10 protein-coding genes are annotated in these 19683 nt (G+C 68.8%); 3 read left to right on the forward strand and 7 right to left on the reverse strand.

The genetic code is table 11. The annotated features are described in order from the left end of the window. Position 1 precedes the first annotated feature (1 nt). From E4N63_RS20490 to E4N63_RS20500, 4 genes are read right to left on the reverse strand one after another with little or no spacing between them, the layout of a single operon-like run. Entirely contained in the window at positions 2–2560 is a 2559-nt protein-coding gene (locus E4N63_RS20490) for a helicase-related protein (protein ID WP_308188723.1), read from the reverse strand. Continuing rightward, a complete protein-coding gene (locus E4N63_RS31215) occupies positions 2458–3282 on the reverse strand; it encodes a hypothetical protein (RefSeq protein WP_308188724.1) in 825 nt (274 codons plus the stop codon). Before E4N63_RS31215 ends, E4N63_RS20490 begins: the two co-directional genes overlap by 103 nt. Further along, on the reverse strand, positions 3275–5200 hold the full coding sequence (locus tag E4N63_RS20495) for an ATP-dependent helicase (RefSeq protein ID WP_230241382.1): 1926 nt from the start codon (positions 5198–5200) through the stop codon (positions 3275–3277). The genes E4N63_RS31215 and E4N63_RS20495 overlap by 8 nt, the downstream gene beginning before the upstream one ends. Further along, complete coding sequence (locus E4N63_RS20500) at positions 5197–9897, reverse strand: sacsin N-terminal ATP-binding-like domain-containing protein (RefSeq protein WP_230241383.1); 4701 nt, start codon at positions 9895–9897, stop codon at positions 5197–5199. The genes E4N63_RS20495 and E4N63_RS20500 overlap by 4 nt, the downstream gene beginning before the upstream one ends. A 376-nt stretch (positions 9898–10273) precedes the next feature. On the opposite strand from E4N63_RS20500, the gene E4N63_RS20505 reads away from it, so the two are divergent. From E4N63_RS20505 to E4N63_RS20515, 3 genes are read left to right on the forward strand one after another with little or no spacing between them, the layout of a single operon-like run. Then, positions 10274–12373, forward strand: coding sequence for a helix-turn-helix transcriptional regulator (locus tag E4N63_RS20505; protein WP_230241384.1), 2100 nt, complete (start codon positions 10274–10276; stop codon positions 12371–12373). Further along, positions 12370–13344: a hypothetical protein gene (locus tag E4N63_RS20510; protein WP_230241385.1), complete on the forward strand. Its 975-nt coding sequence runs from the start codon at positions 12370–12372 to the stop codon at positions 13342–13344. The genes E4N63_RS20505 and E4N63_RS20510 overlap by 4 nt, the downstream gene beginning before the upstream one ends. Then, a complete protein-coding gene (locus tag E4N63_RS20515; protein ID WP_230241386.1) occupies positions 13341–14291 on the forward strand; it encodes a DUF6339 family protein in 951 nt (316 codons plus the stop codon). Before E4N63_RS20510 ends, E4N63_RS20515 begins: the two co-directional genes overlap by 4 nt. Here E4N63_RS20515 and E4N63_RS20520 read toward each other — a convergent pair. From E4N63_RS20520 to E4N63_RS20530, 3 genes are all read right to left on the reverse strand, one after another. Beyond that, positions 14270–15400, reverse strand: coding sequence for a DNA cytosine methyltransferase (locus tag E4N63_RS20520; protein ID WP_230241387.1), 1131 nt, complete (start codon positions 15398–15400; stop codon positions 14270–14272). The two genes, E4N63_RS20515 and E4N63_RS20520, sit on opposite strands and share 22 nt — an antisense overlap. Before the next feature lie 185 nt (positions 15401–15585). Next, on the reverse strand, positions 15586–16581 hold the full coding sequence (locus tag E4N63_RS20525) for a DNA cytosine methyltransferase (protein WP_230241388.1): 996 nt from the start codon (positions 16579–16581) through the stop codon (positions 15586–15588). Positions 16582–16667: 86 nt separating this feature from the next. After that, positions 16668–19637 (reverse strand): Z1 domain-containing protein, encoded by a 2970-nt coding sequence (locus tag E4N63_RS20530; RefSeq protein WP_230241389.1) that lies wholly within the window; start codon positions 19635–19637, stop codon positions 16668–16670. Positions 19638–19683 lie beyond the last annotated feature (46 nt).

The following is a 19683-nucleotide window of genomic DNA, read 5'->3' on the forward strand; positions in this document are numbered from 1 at the left end:
GTCAGTGCTCCAGGTAGAGGTCGGACTCGACATCGACGTCGCGGAAGCTCCAGAGGGTCGGTTCCGCTTCGGAGAGGTCTTCGTCCTGGTGGGTGCGGAGAAGCGCGGCCCAGGGCTCGCGTACGTCGCTTCGGCGGTGGCGGTAGGGGGCCTCGTAGACGAGCTTCGGGTTGTCGACCGCGAGCTTTCTCCAGTGCTCGATGAACGCGTCCAGTTCCTCGGCCGTCGCGGCTGCCTGCTTCCGCGCCTCGTCCCCCACCCCGCCCGCGACGCTGCGGGCCCGGTTCACGAGGGTTGTGCGCAGACCGATCAGCTCACCGAGGAAGGATTCGACCCGGCTCGCCGCGGCGTTGGGGCGAGCGTTCGGGATGGTGAGCCGGGCGAGACCCACGAACACCGCGTGCAGGGCGCGGTCGCGGGCCCTGGGCGAGAAGGGGGTGACGCTGGTCGACTCGACCTGGCGGTACAGCGCGGAGTGGTAGGGGACGAACCCCTCGTAGTGCGAGCGGTCCCGCGAACGAGCGGAGTTGTAGAGCACGGCCACGAGTCCCGGGTGCCGCCGGCCGACGCGACTGGTGGCCTGGATGTACTCCGCCGTGGTCTGTGGCTGGCCCAGCACGGCCATGAGGCCGAGCCGGTCCACGTCCACGCCGACCGAGATCATGTTGGTGGCGAGAACGACGTCCAGGGCGTTGGGGTCTGGGTAACGGGTCTCCAGTGCCTTCAACTGAGCGGGAATCCTGCTGGAGGCGACGCGGCTGGTGAGTTCGGCGAGCATCTCGGTCGACCGGACTCCGCTCTCGGCCCCGTCCCGATCGGTGAGCAGCTTGAGCCGATCCTGGACGTCGTCCCGGACCTGGAGTTCCGCGGCCGCCAGCAGACGGAGGCTGTTGAAGTACCCGACCAGAGTCCAGTAGGCGTCGCGCACCGCCGCGTCTCCCTCGATGCGGGAGGCGTGGTGGAGGAGTGACGCGTAGGCCCGTACGAGGAGAGTGGCCTGGGAGGTGCCGGGCGCCAGCAACCCCACGTAGCGGCGGGATGCTTTGTCCCGCGCCGGGGCCTCCACGGCGAACCAGGAGTCCCGGGCGTCGATGCCCGCCGGAGGGAACTGCGCCACGTCCCTTCTGTCGAACAGGGCTCTGCCCTGTTCCCGGGCACGACGGATCGTCGCTGTGGAGGCGATCACCTTCGGTCGACCGGCCGCGACATCGACGGCTGTCTCGTACAGTCCGGTCAGGGTGCCGAGGGGGCCCGAGATGAGGTGGAGTTCGTCCTGAACGATCAGTTCGGGGGGCGGGGTGCCCCTGTCGGTGAGATCGCGGTTGAACAGCGCGGCGACGTCGTCCCGCCAGGTCACCTGCGCGAACTTGTCGACGGTCGCGATCACCAGCGTGGGGTGGTGTTGGTAGATCGCTTCGTCCACCAGGTGCACGGGCAGACCGTCCCGGTACTCGCAGCTTGCCAGCGGGCAGGAGATGACCATGCAGCGCAGGGCTGCGTCGATCTCGTACTGTCGCTCGTCGATCGCGGTCCCGCACCAGGGGCAGGACCGCAACTGGACCGGATTGGCCTCCTGGACCTGATCGCCCCTCTTGAGCTTGCGGAGCATCTTGTCGGCGGACTTGTCGTCGGTCTTCTTGTCCAGGTGATTCGGGGTGGCGGCCTTGCCGACCCACATGCCGATCGAGATCGGGTCCTCCCCGAGGCGCGCGCGGTCCCGCGACCGTACGAACTCCATGGCGCAGATCAGGGCCGCCGCCCGTTCGAACTGCTGCAGGGTGAGGAGGCGCAGGGTGTAACGCATGAAGACGGTGACGCCGCCACCGGCCGGGCTCAGCCGCAGTCTGCGGAGGAACACGGTGAAGGCGATGAGACCGAGATAGGCCTCGGTCTTGCCGCCGCCGGTGGGGAACCACAGCAGGTCGGCCACCTCACGGTCCTCGTGGTCGGCCTCGGCGATGCCGTTGAGGCAGAGCAGGAGGAAACCGATCTGGAACGGGCGCCAGACGCCTTCGTCTTCCTTCGGTTCCCCGACGGAGCCGTTCCTGATCCACTCGGTACGGGCGCGCTGGGTGGCCATCACACGGTTGGCGAGTTGGAACGCCTCCATGGCGGTGGCGTCGCGTTCGAGCAGGTCGATGCCGGCGACCATACGATCACGGGCCACGCGGCAGAGCCGCAGTTGCTCGGTGGCGATTCGGGTGTACTCGGTGTCGCCGTAGTGCGTTCCGCGGAGTGCCGCGGCATCGGCCTCCCGATCGGAGATCCAGCGGCCGTAGCCCTCCACCAGGCGGCGCAGGGTCCTCACGACGTTGGCGGGAGCGTTGTTGCCGAGCCCCCGCATACCGAGGCCGCTGACGTCGATCTCCGGATTCGAGTCGGTGAGCAGCACTTCGTACGTGGGGATCGCCTCGGTCCACACCGCTGAGACCGCCGCGGGTCGGCCGTTCTCCGCCGTCAGGTTCCGCGCCGGCGGGGTCTCCCGGTACCAGTCGGCCGCGCAGCCGTGTCCGGTGGCGAAGGACGGGGCGTGCCGGTGGAGAAGCCGGTTGAGACGCATCTCGTCGTCGACACCGCCCGCGGCCGGGCGCTCCACGAAGGCCCGCGCGCCCCCCGGGGTCGCGACGCGCAGTCCGACCTGGAAGAAGCAGTGGGGATCCTGGAGTTGGTCGACACCGATGCGATGGGTGTTGACCAGAGTCGCCGTGACGGCGACCACCTTCCCGGGGCGCATCGGCGGGCGGATGCGGAGACGCAGCTCCAGGCCGGGGGCCAGGGGATGGGCCCGGGGGTTCCTTCCATGACGTTCACGGATACGGGGCGCAGGTCGAGCGGGTGCCGGCGCCAGCGCCGGCCCTGCTCGTCGGTGGTGCGGCGTTCGGCCCGCACGGCCTGTACGGGATTGCCGTCGCGGTCGACGGCTTCGTAGACCGCGGCCTCGGCACGGATCTCGATGGTGTCGGACACCTCGGTGTCCACCGCGAAGGTGAGGCCGGTGGCGGAGGGCTTGCGGAGGTTGGCCAGGACGACCCCGGTGTCGGGGGTCTCGTCCACGGTCAGGGTGGAGTCCGCGTCGTCGTAGTCCTCTTCGGCCGCTTCGGCGCGTGCGCGTTCCGTCTCCACGATCTGCGGATGGAGCACGCCGATGGCGTAGGCCGTCATCGGCCAGTCGTTCAGGATTTCCTCGGAGCCGGCCTTCTCGCCCGAGGGACCGAGGAGGTCGGCCCGGAGCCGGGTGACCAGTTCCTCGCGGAAACGGTAGTGCTCCGTGTGGTCAGGCATGGTCGCCCTCCGCCTTGTCGGTGCCGGAGTCGTACGTGAAGTGGCCGAGGCCGGTCAGCCGAGGTGCCAGCCAGACACCGAGATCACCGAGCCCCGCACGGGCACCGGCGGCGCTGCTGCCGCTGACGGTCTCGATGGCGTCGACCCGGATTTCGGTGATCTTGAGGGGCCAGGAGGTCGGCTGGTGACGCGCGCTCCGCCGCATGAAGCGGTAGAGGTCCCGCCGGAAGGATTCCGAGACGACGCCGATCGGACGGTCTCCTTCGCACACGAGGTAGGGCGGAGCCATGAGGGACTGGTCGCCAGTCGTGGACGGCACCTCGGCTTCCTCGTACCTGACGAGGGCGAGCGGGGTGCCGGGGCGCAGCTCGGAGCGCAGGTGCTCCTGCAGTGCCCGGGGGTCGGCGCTGAACCCTGCGGTCCCGGCGGGATGAACGGAGTGGACATCGGTGCCCAGCATCTCCAACCCGTGCCTTTGCCATTTCTGCCGGCCGTATCGCGCCCAGCGGCCGGTGTCCTGGTGCTTGCGCACCAGCCAGGTGATTCGGGGCGGCAGACGGTGGAGCTCCTCCCGAGCACGGGTCAGCGCCACATAGAGGGTGCGTGCCTCCTCCGCCGGGTCGACCTCGTAGCCGTCCTTGGATTCCCGCAGCGGTCCCGGATCCACGACGATCACCCGGTCGAATTCCAGGCCCTTCGCGCGGTGGAAGGTGGAGATGACGAGATGGTGTGAGGGCTGCGCGGTCAGCTCGTCCGGCAGGCGACCACCGGCCAGTGCGTCCCGGAGCTGGGAGAGGTCCACGGTGCGACCGGTGCGGTCGCCGGCGCAGGCACGCAGCAGTCGCCACATGCGGTCCGCGTCGTGATCCCGTGGCAGGTCGGGAAGATCCGGGAAGAGGCTCTTGAACGTGTTGGTGGTGAGCACGTGGCTGCCGGCCCGGCGCAGCAGGGCCTCGATCCACGCCGGAGCCGACCGGTCGCGGGCTGTCCGGCGCAGCTGGTGGTCGATGCCGATGCCGTGGAGCAGGTCGGACATCAGCAGTGCCTCACCGTTCTTCCGGCACAACACCGCGGTGCTCCTGCTGCTGTCACGCAGCGGCTCCTGGAAATAGGCGGCGCCGAGGTCGCCGTACTCGTCCAGGGAGAGCAGTTGGGCACGGAGCGAGTCGTAGAGATCCTCGCCACCGGTGCAGCCCGGTTCGGAGTGGTCGAGTACGGCGTTCCGGTGGCGCAGCGCGACCCCGGCCTCGTCGGTGAGCACCCGGAAGTTCCGGTCGAGACGCAATTCGATCAGCTCGCCCGGGAACTCCTGCCGAAGCCAGCCGAAGAACCCGTTGGGTTCCTGCTCGAGAAGCTTGGAATCGTCGCGCACCTGGAAGGTGGTGATGGCCTGCGCGGGATCGCCGACCACGGTGAAGCCGCAGTCGTAGGTCGCCAGCAGGGACTCCACCAACTGTCGGCGATGTCCGACGAGGTCCTGGACCTCGTCGATGATCACGTGGCGCAGTGAATCCTCGTAGAGTTCGTTGGTTCTCTTCTCCTTGATCAGGAGGGTCGCCGCCCGGATGCGTTCGTCGAAGGACTTGGTTCTCCAGTCGGTGTCGGCCTCCAACTCGGTGAGCAGATACAGCGCCCAGGAGTCGAAGGTCATCACGCGGACTTGGCGTGCCTCCTCGCCACCGCTCCGGACGAGTCGCTCCCTGAGCTCCCGCACGGCCGCGCGGGAGAAGCTGAGGACCAGGATCTCGCCGGTGCTCAGACCCTCGTCCTCCAGGAGTGCGTCGAGCCGGCGCACCAGAGTGTGTGTCTTGCCGGCGCCCGGGCCGGCGGTCACGAGGAGCAGTGCGTCGGCCGGTTGCTCCACCACGGCGCGCTGCTCGTCGGTGAGAGCCGGGGCGCCTTCGTACGGGCCTGTCACTTCGCCTTCTTCCACAGGTATTCGAACTGGGTGTAGGCCAGGTCGCGGCCGAAGTTCTGGATGTTGTCGCGGACGTTGAGGATCAGGCAGCTGTCCTTGCCGCCGTTGAGCGGACCCCGCAGACCCCGGCCGATCATCTGCACGTAGGTGTTGGGGCTGTAGGTCGGACGGGCCACCACCACGGCCCGTACCGCGGGCGCGTCGAAGCCCTGGGTGAGGACGTTGTAGTTGGTGAGGACCTGCGTCCGTCCCTTGCGGAAGTCGTCGATCCGTCGGGCCCGGATGCCGGTCGGGGTGCTCGCGTCCACGGAGGATGCGGTGAGTCCTCGGTCCGAGAGCAGCGCCGCCAGCACCTTGGAGTGCTCCACGGAGGTGGAGAAGACCAGCACGGGCCAGTTGGCCGGAAGCTTCTCGATCTCGTCGATGATGCGTTTCGTCCGGCTGACGTCGTCCGCCAACCGTTGGGCGACTCCGTCGGGCAGGGCCATGCTGTTGCTGTTCGTCACGGCGTTGATCTGCTCGGCCGTCAACGCGACCGTTCCTCCGCTGAGTTCGCGTTGTTCGACCTGTGAGAGGACGCCCAGTCGCTGAAGGTGCGGATAGGGGTTGTCCTCGTCCTCGTCGAAGACTCCGAGATCCAGCCGTGCGCCACCGAAGCGATTCACCAGCCGGCGGGTCTCCTCCTCGTTGGTGCCGCGGAAGGCCGTCGCGGTCAGACCGACCATGGGGCGGGAAACCCGGTACTGGTCGATGCCGAGGTGGTCCAGGATCCGCGTGTAGGTCTTGGGAATCGCGAAGTGCGCCTCGTCGACGATCACGGCCGAGGCGGCGCGCAGCCAGGCGTACTGGTCGGTGCCGAGATGCTTGACAAGAGTGTCGTCGATTCCGACCACGACGTGAGGGCCGTCCTCGATCGGGGTCGGGCGGTAGCCCTGCCACATGCGACTGATGCGCAGGTCGGCGGTGGAACCGACCCGGGCCCAGACGAATCGCCAGGTCTCGATGGCCTGTTCGCAGAGTTCCGAGCTCTGCGCGATCCAGAGCACCGGACCGCGCAACCGGCCCTCGCGCAGGGCACGGACCGTGGCCTCCACGGCGACGCGCGTCTTGCCCGCACCGGTGGGAAGCCGCAACATGGCCCGGCCCGGGGTGGGCCGCACCAGCAGCTCGTACATGTTGGAGACGATCGCCTCCTGGTACGCGTGCAGCGGGGGGAGGTCCCGCGGGCCGCCGACCGTCTCGTAGGGCTCGGCCGGACTCGCGTTCTGACCACCGGCCCAGGAGACCGGGAAGCGGTATTCCTTGAGGAAGGCCCGCGTGGTGCCGCCGCCCACCCACTGGTGCGGTGCCTCGAAGCCGGCTTCCCGGAGAGTCGGTGCGAGGATGCGGAGGACATCGTCCCCGTGGACCGCCATGACGAGCTGGGCGATGCGCATGTCGTCGGCCGGTCGTCCGGTCAGCTCCTCGTCCGTGATCTGCAGGCCCGCGGGCAGGTGTTCCCGCAGCCGGTCCACACCGACGGCCAACAGCAGTTTCCGTGCCGGGTCCGGCTCGTCCCGCACGGCGCTGAACCTCTTGCCGGCTCGGTCCTTCTCCTGCTGAGCGAGCAGGGCACGGCAGCCGTCCTCGCCCATGCGCAGACCGAGGGCTCGATCGGCGGCGAATAGAACGGACAATTCGTCGTCCGGGCCGCAGACGAGTACGTCCGAGCCCACTCGTGCCTCCGTCAGGCTTTGCACCACTTGGCCGTTGTCGGTGCTGACGACCTTGGTCAGGACCGAGCAGTGCACGAGATGCCAGTCGACACCCCGCTCCAGCCGGAGACGCAGACGGGGGTACAGGTCGGTCAGGGGCACGCGGTCCCCGGCCGGGGTGTGCTCGATCTCCTCGTGCACGGCGGTCGCCGCGTCCTTCATCGACCAGAGACGCCTCATGCGATCGGCGTCCTCCGGGGCGGGCACCAGGAGGGCGGGCAGCCCGTGCTGGACCAGGCTTCGGTGGAGACCAGGCTCCGCGGTCACGTAAATGTCGGCGTCCGGTTCGGTTGCCCATTCCCGACCGACTCGACAACGGGTGTCGAGGTCGGCGGGCCAGGGAACGTCGACGCCCTCGTCCGTGGCCAGGGCCAACAGCGCGTAGGCCCGTCCCGGGAACGTGTCGTCGGTGCTCTCGTGGATACGCGTGATCAGCTCCGACCACAGGCCCGGATCGATGTCCGTGAGCCGTGTGGGCAGCCGCAGTGCCGTCGCGGTGTCCTCGTCGAGATCGGCCACGGGCAGAAGATCACTGTGGGCGTCGAGCGCGGGGGAGACGCACCGGGTGGTCCCGCGCATGCCCAGGGAGGTCGGGATCGACCCCTCCTTCTTGATCAACCACACGATCGGGGACTGCACCGCCTGCCGATCCGCGTTCCGGCTCTTGCCGATCTGGAGATGCCAGTGGTGAACCATGCCGTGCCGGGGCAGGGCCCGGACGAACTCCGCCTTTCCTTCCGGGGAGAGCCGGGTGAGCAGGTGGAGGGGCCCGGCCGGGTTCGAGCCGTCGATGACGATTCTGGAGGGCGAGGTGCGGGGGGCGTCCGGGGGCAGGGCTTTGTAGTAGTCCTCGCGGAGGCTCTCCTCGTACTCGGCGTACCAACCGTCCCTTCGCGGGTTGACGTCCGCGATCGGCGCGTCCGTCATCCTGAGGTCCCGCAGGACCGCGAGATCCGTGCTGTGGAACTCGGGATCGACCAGGACCGAGAGATCCCGGGAACCGTCGGCGGGCACGACACGACCCGCGAGCAGACAGTCGTGCATCGGACGGAAGGTGTGGTCGGCGCATCGGACCTTCAACGTCCTTTTGAAGTCGGCGACTCCGTTCAGGATCGCGGACACGGCACGGTCGCCGTTGGTGCTCCGCAGCAGCGACCAGAACTCGACCCAGTCACCGTTGTCGTAGTGCGAGAAGCCGCGGTCCAGGACAGCCCTGAAGCGACCCTCCGCGTCGGCCTCCGGAATGCCGAGATCCTCCAGTGCCCGAACCGTTTCGGGGTCCCGGACGACGTCTTCGTGGACATAGTCCCAGTTGTCCTGGAGCCGCTGCCCGCCCACCGGGGTTCGCCGGTACGCGCAACCCCGCGTCGGGGCGATGAATCGGCCCCGTTCGGTGAGGAGGATGTGCGCGGTGACGGCCTCCGCCGCGAACGCCGAGGCGCTGCGCTGCATGTCGGCCGCGATGCGCAGGGCGATCGCCGATCCCTCCGCGGACCCGTCGGAGACGAGAGCCTCGAGCCATTCCCGGATGGAGGACGCCGAACGACCGGCGGTCTCCAAGATGTCGCGCACCCGGGACCGACGTTCCCGGTTCTCGATGCTGTGGTGGCACCAGTTGTCGGGGCGGCCCTTGTGATCCGCCCACAGCTTCAGCCACTCGGGTCGCAGGCCCTCCGGGTGGAGACGCAAGGTGGCGGGTACGCGCAGGGTCCCGGCCTGGTCGGGCAGGGACGGACGGCGTGCGGCCACCGTCAGAACATCCTGGCTGATCATTCTGTCGGCCCACTGGGAGGCCTCACGGCCACGAGCGGTGAGGAGGGTGAGGTAGGAGCCGGGGTCCTCCGGCTCCAGGAGCTCCGGGATCGAGTCCACGATCAGCTCCGCCGCCGATCGAACGAGTTCGGTGTTGAACTCGCTCTGCAGCAGATTCTGCCGGTCCTCGTTCGTCTTCCAGGCAGCGTTGAGTACGCCGGTGAGCGTGGTGTCGTAGTTGGTCGGGAAGTACGCCCAGAACTGCCCTCGTTCCTTGCGTGCCTTCACGCCTTTGTGCGGTACGGCCCAGGAGATGCGAATGGTGGGGCGTTCGTGCAGTTCACCGGCCGTCTCCTGGGCGCCGAGCGACGGTTCGTGGTCCCGGGAGAAGACCTGCCAGCGCTCGGTGCGGAGTTCCTTCCCGTTGGCCTCCTCGCGAATGACGCGCGTCGTGCCGGTGGCCCGCTGGGTGAGGATCCGGCCCATGGGGCGCTGCGACCGCCGGTCCTCCAGGACGATCGCGGTGACGTGGGCAGAGAAGAGCGGAAAGTGTGTCGGGAACCCGCGCAGATCCCGGCCCAGGCGGTCGGCGGCCCCCTGCTTGAGGGGGAGGACCACCACGGTCGTCGCCCATTCCAGGAGCGCGGCCAGAAGCGGATCCTGAGCACAGGCCTCGGTCAGTTCCAGCGGCTGTGCCATGCGGAGGACAGGGGTCTCCGTGCCGTCCTCCAAGGTCACCACCGAGCGGATTTGACGGGCGGACCACTCCTTGTCGAAGCCGAAGCTCCCCGCGCGGCCGTAGAACCGGGGGGTGTCCGTGACGCTCAGGACGGATTTCACACCGACGCCGAAGCGGCCGATCTGTCCGCCGCGCTTGCGCGACACGCTCATCCGCAGAATCGTGTCGGCGCCCGCGGCAGTCATCGGGGACCCGGTGTTCGCGCAATACAGGTGGGTGTCTGTGAGCAGGACGTGGATACGGCCCTCGCCGTGGTCCTGGATCTCGTCCGCGCCGTTCTGGACGAGTTCGTAGATCTGCCGTTCGCCGTAACCGCCCTGGGTGATGCGCCGCTCACCGTTGGCGTGCTCCGTGACGTGCCCGGGGTCGGCCCGGTAGACGTCCAGAATGCGCTGGGACTGTTCCAGGACGACGGTGACAACGTCCGAGGCACCGGACATGGCTGCGCTCATGGTGGCGGACTCCTGTGTCGTGCGGTGACCGACGAGGCGCGGGTCCGCGTCGGTGGTGGCGGCATGTCGAGCGGCCACGCGCGGCGTTGACAGTGGGGCGAACCCGAGGAGTCCGTGTCGTAAGCCCGAGCGTGCGGACGCAGCTATCCATCTGTGAACTCAGTCCACTGATGCATGGTTCACTCTAAAAGCCGTACAGTCGGTGCGCAAGGGACTTGCGGTACCGGCCTGTTCGGACGTCAACCGGATTCTCCGCCGATGAGCCCATGCGGGACGGGGAGACCTTCGGGGTGGCAAGAAGGTTGTCCACCGATCAGCCGTGTCACATCTGCTTGGATGGAGCCATCGTTGTGTCGCCGACGGGTCAGGAGGAGCGGTGGGGGGCGAAGAGGGGGCAACGGCGTTCGGCGCCTGGCTCGGCCGCCAACTGCGGCGTCGGGACACGACGCAGGAACAGTTGGCCGCTGAGCTCGGACTCACGCGAGCCGCCGTGTCCGCATGGATCGCCGGCCGTGCGGAGCCGCGGGAGGCCGTGAAGCGGGCCATCGCCGAGGCCCTGGGCACCGACGAGTGGAGCGTTCACAGCCGGAACGCCGAGGTGTCCTCAGGCGCACCCGTCTCCTGGTACCACCGGCCGGCGCACGCCGACGGCGGGCGCGAATTCGGTAACGCGGCCGCTTTCGCGTTCGACGCGGACCTGTCCGTCCTGGCGCGGGAGGCCACACAGAACAGCCTCGACGAACGTCTGGACACCGGTCGACCCGTGCGGGTCCGCCATACCCTGCACGAGCTCAGCGGTGAGCACCTGCGTGCCTTTCTCGTCGCCCTGGGCTGGGACGATCTCGAACCCCACTACGACGCGGCCGCCGGCCGGGGACAGAAGGTCGGTCGTGTCCTGGCCGAAGGACTGCGACAGTTGCGGGAGAGCGGAAGCCTGCTCCTGCTGCGTGTCGACGACTACAACGCCACGGGGCTCGTCGGAGCCGAGTACGGCGACAGCAAGTTCGCCGCCGTGGTGCGGGACCAGCTCAACAGCAACAAAAGCGGCAACCAGGCCGGTGGCTCCTACGGCCTCGGCAAAGCCACTCTGTGGGGCACCAGTCGGATCGGTCTCGTGCTGATCAACAGCACGCTGTCGGAAGCCCATGAAGGCCGTACGGAGCGACGGGTCATCGGCAGGGTGGAACTGCCCTGGCACACGCTCGGCGACAAGGCCTTCGCAGGGCCGGCATGGCTCGGCGAGACCGACACGGACCCTTCGCGTGACGGGATCGCCCGTTCCTGGTGGGCGGATCGGGAGACCACAGAGGCACTCCATCTGGAGCGCGAGAGCCCCGAGCCGGGAACGTCTTTCCTGGTCGTCGGAGCTCACGACGCCGCCGGCGACACCGAGACACTGCAGGACATGCACAACAAGCTGGTGACCGCCCTGGGCGAGAACTTCTGGGCCGCCATGACGTCCGGCCGGCACACGGCGCCACTCTTGGAGGCGTCGGTGACCACCCTCCGCAACGGCAATGTGCTGGTGCCGGAACAGCGGGTGGACCCACACGAGTTGCAGCCCGCCCGCGCCCGCGCGCTACAGGCGTACCTCAACGGGGAGACGGTCGAGCAGCTGACAGGCGCACACCAGGTGGCCGTCGCTCGTGTGCCGTTGCGCGTTCCTCCGCTGACGTCGGAGGGCAGGCGCTCCGGAGGAGGCGCCGAACACCATGCGATCGTCCTCGTGACACCGGCGGACGACCAGGACAAGGATCCGAACAAGCTGGTGTGCATGCGCGGGAACCGCATGAGCGTCATGGAACGGCGGGTGCGGGACCTGCCACTGGGTACCAACGCCTTCCAGGCCGTGCTCCTCGCCGGACTCGCAACCGGAGACGCGTCCCCGGAGGCGCAGTCGGCCGAGGCATTCCTCCGGGCGGCCGAGCCGCCGGAGCACAACGACTGGAACAAGACCGAGGATCTCGCCGCGACATACGCCCGAGGGGCGCGCACCCGCATCACCGAGTTCCGCAAGGAAATGGACGCGGCCGTGCGGCGTCTCGTCGCACGACGGGAGGAGAAGCGGGAGGGAGGCCCCGCAGTGCTCCGTGAACTCCTGCGACTCGACACTCCGGGTGCCGGTGTGCCCCGGCGTGTCGAGGGACATCCCACGATCCGGCACGTGAACGGCAGGGTCGACGGAGCCGGGGCCTGGCACGTCTCGGTGGAGATCAAACTCCCGTCACGCGAGGACCCGTGGCTTCTGGAACCCGTGGCGAAGTTCGATGTACGGTCCGGTGGCCGACCCCGCGTCGGATGGGCGGAGCTCGCCGCGGGGGAGAACTGCGTGATCGAGGACGGGCTGCTGCGCTGCGCGGCGGGCGTGCGCAGCGCCTCCTTCAGCGGTGTCACGGATGTGCTCGATCACCCCGTGGCCGCCGCGATGGCCCGTCTGGTCGTCGACCTGCAGAGGGCGAGGGCGAAGTCGGCGTGAGGACCGTCTTTCCGTACGCCACGCTCGCGGGCGACGTGTGCATCGAGGTGACCGGCGCGAGCCTCGACGGCAGGCAGCAGCCGCTGCATATGATCTCCCGACAGGAGCACGTGGTGGCGCTCCACGAGAACGAGCACCCCGACTGGCGCGAAGCCCGACTGGAACTCCGAGCGACCCTCCCCGAGCGGGAACTGTCCTCCGGCCCCTGGACGGACGTGAAGTGCTACGCGGTGTTGACCGAAGGGGCGACCAACGCCAGAACCGTCGGCAGACTCTCCAGGGACGCGCAGGGCGACTGGAGGGGCAGTGTGATCCTGGCACGGGACCTGCATCGCAGGCGTGCCGACCTGCAGTTCGTCGTCAGCGCGGCCGTCGACGGTGTCGGTGGTCGGGTGATCGGGACCGGCGAGCGTTCCTGGATCGTCGATCTGGCCGTGCGCACCCCGGTTCGACAGCGTGATCTCAACATCAGCGAAGTGGATTTCCGTGCCGCCGAGCACGCGTGGTTGAACCCGTTCAAGGACGCGCCCTGGTTGGTGGAGACGGCCGGCGGGGACATCCCGACCGTGTACCTCAACCTCGCCTTCGAAGGGCTCAAGGAATTGCTCGACACCGGGGGCACCCCGGTCGAGCGGGCGCTGCGGGGCACGGTCGCCGCCCAGATCGCCGCCGAGGCGTGGAGCGCCATGTTCCACTCCGCGATCGGCGAACTCGAAGTGGACGACGACGGGACACCGCAGTGGCCGGGCGGTTGGCGGGACTCGGTCCTGCGCGTCATGCTCCCGGATGTGTACCCCGATCTACCGCCTGCCGACGCGCTGTTCGAGGTGCACAGCAGCAGGGCCGACGGCAGCGGATGGCACGAAGTCCAGTCGCGCATCCATTACGCGGCCTCGCGCAGGGCTCGGGTCGCGAAGAATCTCGGCACCGCGATCAGGACAATCGATCGACCCGAAGGGGCCCGGTCATGAGCCGGAACACCGCCGAACTCCCGGACTTCCTGGCGCTTCTCCCGGACTCGACCGCCGCGAAGTACCTCACCCGCAGTGTGCGCACGGGGCAGGAGGAGCCGCCGCGGGTGGCGCTGCTGCGGGCGTCCACACCTCCGGAGGAGCGAAGCGCCCGCTGGGCGACGTATCCGGTGCGCGAACTCATGGACGAGGCGATGCGACGCTTCGGCGATGATTCGCGGACCCGTGCCGACGCCTGGCTCGCGCCCCGCCTGCACGCCACGATCCGTATGACCCGGGCCGAGGCTTCCGACACCGGTCTCTGGAACTTCCTCGCACTCGTCGTCGCGCCGGATTACGTGGTCTGGCGACACTTGGGGAAGGGGAAAGCGGACGGTGAGCCGGCGGAGGTCGCCGCTCGACGGTTCTCCGGACGGCACGACACCCAGACCTTCGCGCGCCTGTGGTGGGCCGCGGAACTCTTCCGGAACGGCGACGACTACCGCACCGCCGAGATCGCCTGCGGCAATCAGGACGTACTGAACACCGTGCTGCGGCTCGACATCATGGACCACCGGCCGTCGGCGCGAGCGGTGGTTCGACTCCTGGAGCGGGGCACGGTGCGGACCGGCCGTGAGGTGAACGCCCTCGCGACCGCGATCAACAGCGCCGGGACAACCCTCTTCTACGACGGGATGGCACCGGACGAGGACCCGGAGCTCGACGGGCTGTGGGAGTGGATCCGCGACATCGAGACGGCACCGCCGGCACCGTGGGAGTCGCTCCCGGACGGCCCCAAGGACGGCCGGATCCCGGAGAGCTCGGTGACGACGATGGTGCGCTGCTTCGAGGGGTTGTTCGCGGAGGCGCCGGTGCGGGGGCGCGCCGAACCGCACGGCACGGCGGTCAAGCCGATCCCCTCGCAGGGCGTCAGTCTGGACAAGCCCTACGCCAGCTCGGGCTGGTGAAAGTCACGAGCCACCTCTGAGATGGCGGGCTCCCGGCGGCCGCGAAGCGTGTCGTTGTCGAGAGACTCGAGAGCGCGGTCGCGGTTCTCCCGGTCGATTCCGAGGGCTGCCGCGAGGATGTGGATACCCAGCCGGGGAGGAATGGCGTTCCCGATTTGCTGGGCGATCGCTCGACCCCGCCAGCGGTACTCGGCCGGAAAAGTCTGCAACTGACCGGCCTCGGCCACGGTGAATCGTTCGGTGCCGCGAGGGGTCACGACCCTGTTGCGTGAGATCTTCCCTGTGACAGTCGCAGAGGGCTCGAAGAAGCGGCGTCGGCCACGGGCCTTGGGATCTCCTCCGGTGCCGTAGTTGGAGATCACGACATAGGGCTTCTCACGCTCCAGCGCATTCTCCATGGTGACCCAGGGCAGCAGATTCGGGTCACCGTCCTCGCGGCGTACGCCCTTGCGGTAGGGGCGGTGCGTCGGCTCGGGCAGGGCGGCCACGCCGTTGCGCCGAGCGATCAGCACAGCGCGGCGGCGGGTCTGCGGCACACCGAACTGCTCGGTGCGCAGAATCCCGTGAGCCACCTGGTAGCGCTCGCCCGCCAGGGCCTCGCCCATGGCCTCCCAGACCCGCAGCGCGGCTGGTACCTGCTCCAAGACGATGGTGTCATAGGCGTGCCCGGCGTCGATGGCTGCGAGAGCCCAGTACAGAGGCTCCAGTACCAGACCTGTGCGTTCGTCCTCACCCAGAATGTCCAGACGGACGGTCTTATCGCGATCCGTCATCCGCTTTACCAGCATGAGCACGTGATCAAGCGCTTTGCGCCCAGCGCCGTTGCCGGCGACCGTATAGGTCTGGCAGGGCGGTCCGCCGGCCAGAACGTTGGCCGTCCGAATATGCTCGAGTTCCGACGCGAGTTTGTCCTCGACCTCGGGACTGTGCCTCGTGGCGGGTCTGAAGTCCCGCACATCGCCTTCGACCGTCGACAATTTGGCGGCGCGTCGGGTCTCGCAGGCGTCCTTGTCCCACTCGATGCCGACGACCGGAATCCCGAGCCTCTGCGCAGCCACATCCAAACCACCAGGCCCGGCGAAGAGATCGACGATCTTGGTGCTGTGCACGAGGTCTCCCGGTCGGGGTGGTGATGAACGGTCCGGCTGCGCGGACGGTCTCCGATCCTGCACCTGTGATCAGCACGCGGGAGGACCCCGTGCAGTTTACCGGTGGGGCGCTCGGTGCGAACAGGAGGAGGGCTGTGCTCCCGAGTTCCTCCGCGGCCCACTGTCCTGCGGGTGAGAGAGGACGTTCACAGCAAGGAGGTTGGGCCTCCGAGAGCGTCGGCCACCGCTTCGCCGACGGCACGGGCCAGCGGAGGCGGGCAGGCATGTCCGAGTTGTCGGTAGCTTGAGGTCTTGCCGCCTGCCAGGACCCAGTCGATCGGCATGCCCTGGAGAACGGCCACCTGCGGGACCGTGAGCTTGGGGAGGAGTTTCGGGTCGCCTTCCGGGAGCCAGGGGAAGTCCGGGCCCGGGGGCTCGTCCCCGATGCTGCCTCCGTTGACGCCCAGCGCCGCCCAGGACCTCTTCGTGCCGGTGGGTCCGAGGTCCGCGCCGCCACGGTTCTTCGAGCCGCCGACGATCGCGGGAGCGATCCGGCAGGCTCGATTCGCCCACGCCTCCGCGTGGGGCCAGCCGGCGCTCGCCATGGACTTCTTCAGGGCCTCGCCGACCGTCTGCGGCGGAACGGGGTCCGGGGTGGGCCATTGGAAGCCGTCCGCGAGATCGTCGCGGAGCGCGACCAGCAGGCCCTGCTTGCGGTCCTGTGGGACGCCGAAGCCGCTTGCGTTCAGTACCCGCCAGTGCAGGCGGTACCCGAGGTGCTCCAGTTCCTCGTGCACGAAGCGTCGAATGTCCGCGTAGGCATCGGACTGGACCAGCTCGGGCACGTTCTCGATCAGCACCGCGCGCGGTCGGATCCCGGGCACGAGCCAGATCGTGGCGCGCAGCAGCTCCTGCTCATAGCGGTCCTCGGCGCGCTTGACCGACGCGTTGGACTTCACCCGCGGCAAGCCGGCCGCCAACAGGTCCACGTCGTAGACGTACTGGTGTTCCTCCGGGTCGAATTCGAGGAGGTCCATCTCCAGGACGTTCCACCGCGGGCGGTTGGCCCGGAGGGTGGCACAGGCCTTCGGGTCGTTCTCCACCAGGGCCACCGGGTCGAAGCCGGCGGCTTCCAGCCCCAGGGCCAGGCCGCCTGCGCCTGCGCAGACGTCGACCGAGGTGAGGCGGGCACGTGCGGGCACGTCGGATGTCCCCCTTCGTGCCGTCCCGGGGGGACGGCACTGTGAGCGGTGTCCCGGGGGGTCATGCTGCCCGGGACACCGCGTTCTCAGACCTGGATGATCGCTTGGTCCTCGCGGGAGGAGTCGACGGTGGTGAAGCGGACCACTCGGCTGTCGCTTCCTTCCGCGGAAGCGGGCGCGACGAAGCAGAACGCCATAACCACTCGGCCTGGGTCGAACCGGCCGGTGGCCTCGACGTCGACCCGGTGCTCCGGCTCCACGATCGGGTAGAGAACCACGACACCGCGGCGCTCGGCGACGTACCGCTCCGTGGTGAGGTCGCCGCACGACGGAACGGCCCCGGCGATGCGATGAGCGGCGGGACGGTGCTTCGGCTCACTGATCGCGCCGAACAGCGGTCCGCGGCGGCGGTCACGGGAGAACCAGGAGAAGGACCGGTCCGACGCGCCGATCGCCGCCCGCCTGCCGCTGCCCGCGTGCTGCGGAGCGAGGACCAGCCAATCGTCGACTTGACGGGGCGACTTGCTGATCTCTTCCAGGTAGGCGAGATGCGGCTCGAACTGCTGCCCCGTCTGCCACTTGAGGGAGCGCAGCAGCGGCATGAGATCGTCGGGCGCGAGGAAACCGGTGAAAGCACTGAAGCGGTGAGATTTCCCTCCGCCCTCGTACGTGAACGCGGCGGTCTCCGTGGACAGCCCGTCCAGGACGCGAGTCCACAACCCGGTGTTGTGCCGCAGCGCCGTGGACGCCGTCGGGTAAGCCGTCGGCTCCTCCCACTTTCCGGGGGAACGGACCTCCACCAGACGGGCGTTGTACATCTTCTCGCGACTCGTCGGTTTCAGCCACGGCAGGTGCTGGGAGACCAGCGGCGGGACCTGGGCCGGGGTGATCTGGGGCCTGCCGTCGATGAGGACCGCGTACTGCTTGAGCTGCTCGCGGAAGGTCTCCTCGTCGCGGCAGATGGCCTCGAAGGCCTCGTAGAGGTCGACCTCCTTGGCGCCCAGGGTCTCGCCGCGGCCGATGTAGAGGCGGACCAGGTCCCGGTAGCCCTTGCGGAAGCCGAACCAGCGGCCCATCTGCATCAGGGTGGAGGCATTGCCCGCGCTGCGTCGGTAGTACGTGACGGTGAGGCCCTCGACCGTGTAGCCGCGGGAGAGCTTCTGGCCGCCGACCAGGATCTTCCAGATGCCGCGGCGGTCGAAGTCCGCCTCGCCGCGCTCGATGTCCTGGTCGCCGTTGACCACGATCAACGGGTTCTCATTGCCGCCGATGCGCATCCACGCGGCGCCGATGTGGGGTGCCAGTTCCTCGAAGTCCGCCGGCACGGCGAAGCCCTCCGCACGGGCGGCGGACACCGGGGCCACGTCGGCGTCGTAGAGCTTGCGCAGGCGCTCGCGGCCGGAGGGGCCCGCGTAACCGCCGTCGTACCACAAGCGCAGCAGCTTGGCGGCGAGCTCTCGGTGTTCGCGCTGGAGGCGCGATTCGTGAACGAGCATGGTGTGGTGGCGGAAGTGGCCGGTACCGAGTGGCTCCGGGCCCGCGCATTCCCGGTAGACCTTCATGGCCGCGGTGAGGACGAACATGTCCATGGCCTCGCGCAGACAGACGTCGTCTTCCTCGTCCTCCCTGTGGACGTCCCTGACGTGGGCCTTCTCCTGGGAGTTGGCGAAGGTGCGCTCCTCCGGCGGGATCGGGGAATCCAGGTCGTGGAAGTCCTGGACGCCCATGTATCCGGCCGGACGGTCCAGGGAGAGGATGAAGTCGCGGGGGAAGACGTCCTCGGTGTCGCTCGGGTCGATGAAGACGTTGGCGAACGGCGTCGCGGTGTAGCCGACGTACTGGGCGCGCGGCATCAGCTTCAGGAGCTCGGAGATCTTCTCGTTGATCGCGGTGCGGTTGGCGTCCGGCTTGCTCGGACTGGTGGTGTTGACGGAGGCCTCGTCCGACTCGTCGTCGATGATCAGCACCGGGATCTCGCTCAGCAACGGGCCGATCTTCTTGAGATCCCTGACCAGCTTGCCCAGCACGGATTTGTTCTTCTTGACGACCATCAGCCGTGCCGCACTGTGGCGGAGATTGCGCGGGTCGTACAACGGCAGCGTCTGCTCGCGCTTCTCGATCTCCAGCGCGCCGATGCCCTGGGCCAGCGGCTTGTAGTCGTTGTCCCGGGTGGTGAGCCGGATGATGTCGAAGGCGCCGCGGGTGGAGGGCAGCCCGCCGTGCCGCAGGAATTTGTCCTGGACCCACGCCTCGTCCGCGGCGTAGTCGGACTCCACCTCGCTTGCGCCCCGCAGGATGTTCTCCCGGCCGACCAGCTCCATGTCCAGACGGCGCTGGGTCTGGGCGCGCAGGAGGTTGAGCGTGCCACCCAGGACGATGACGAGCCGGTAGCCGGCGTCGACGGCCTTGGCGATCACGCCGGTGAAGTTGGCGGTCTTGCCCGACTGGACGTAGCCGACGACCAGGCCCCGCGACTGGTAGGGCTGTTCGGCTGTCGGGTCGGCCAGCCGCTCGACGACCCGCTCGGCCGCCTCGTCGAGGTTCGCGACGGCGTCGGCGTCCCAGCCCTTGCGGGCCAGCAACTCCGCGTACCTCGGCCAGTACCAGTGGTGCCCCTGCTGTTCCCGCCGGCCGCGCCACGGGGTGAACTCCCGGCTGATGACGACCGGTCCGGTCAGCTTGGACACCGGGATCAGGGCGTCGAGCACCTTGCGGGTCTCCGGCTCCAGACCGAGCCCCACGTGGATGGCGGCCCGGCGCTCCTCCGTCCGCGGTTCCGTGTCCGTCCAGTCCGCCCGTGAGTCGAAGTCCCAGTCGGCGAGCTGCCTGCGCCACAGCCACAGCAGGGCGTGGTCGGTGTGCGCCGTCGACAGGACGTCCCGGAGGGCGGCCTCGGTGAGGTCCGTGCCCTCGTGGTCCATGTCCTCCGCGTAGAAGCGGAGGGCTCGGGCCAGCGGCTTGGGGCCCTTCTTGCGCATACCGGCCAGGGCCGCGTCATGGAGGTCGTACAGGTCGCCGTGGGCGGAGGGGGCGGCGGAGGTGTCCTCTGTGGTCATCGGTGTGGGTCCTCGGGATGCGGGCGGTGGCGGGGCTCGGTCGGCA

Origin of the sequence: Streptomyces sp. MNU89, assembly GCF_020982505.1 — a bacterium.
Lineage (GTDB): Bacteria > Actinomycetota > Actinomycetes > Streptomycetales > Streptomycetaceae > Streptomyces > Streptomyces xinghaiensis.

Bases quoted from the DNA above. Each gene is read 5' to 3' on its own strand.
- E4N63_RS20490 (WP_308188723.1), bottom strand. From the start codon at position 2,560: ATGCGTCTCAACCGGCTTCTCCACCGGCACGCCCCGTCCTTCGCCACC.
- E4N63_RS31215 (WP_308188724.1), bottom strand. From the start codon at position 3,282: ATGCCTGACCACACGGAGCACTACCGTTTCCGCGAGGAACTGGTCACC.
- E4N63_RS20500 (WP_230241383.1), bottom strand. From the start codon at position 9,897: ATGAGCGCAGCCATGTCCGGTGCCTCGGACGTTGTCACCGTCGTCCTG.
- E4N63_RS20515 (WP_230241386.1), top strand. From the start codon at position 13,341: ATGAGCCGGAACACCGCCGAACTCCCGGACTTCCTGGCGCTTCTCCCG.
- E4N63_RS20530 (WP_230241389.1), bottom strand. From the start codon at position 19,637: ATGACCACAGAGGACACCTCCGCCGCCCCCTCCGCCCACGGCGACCTG.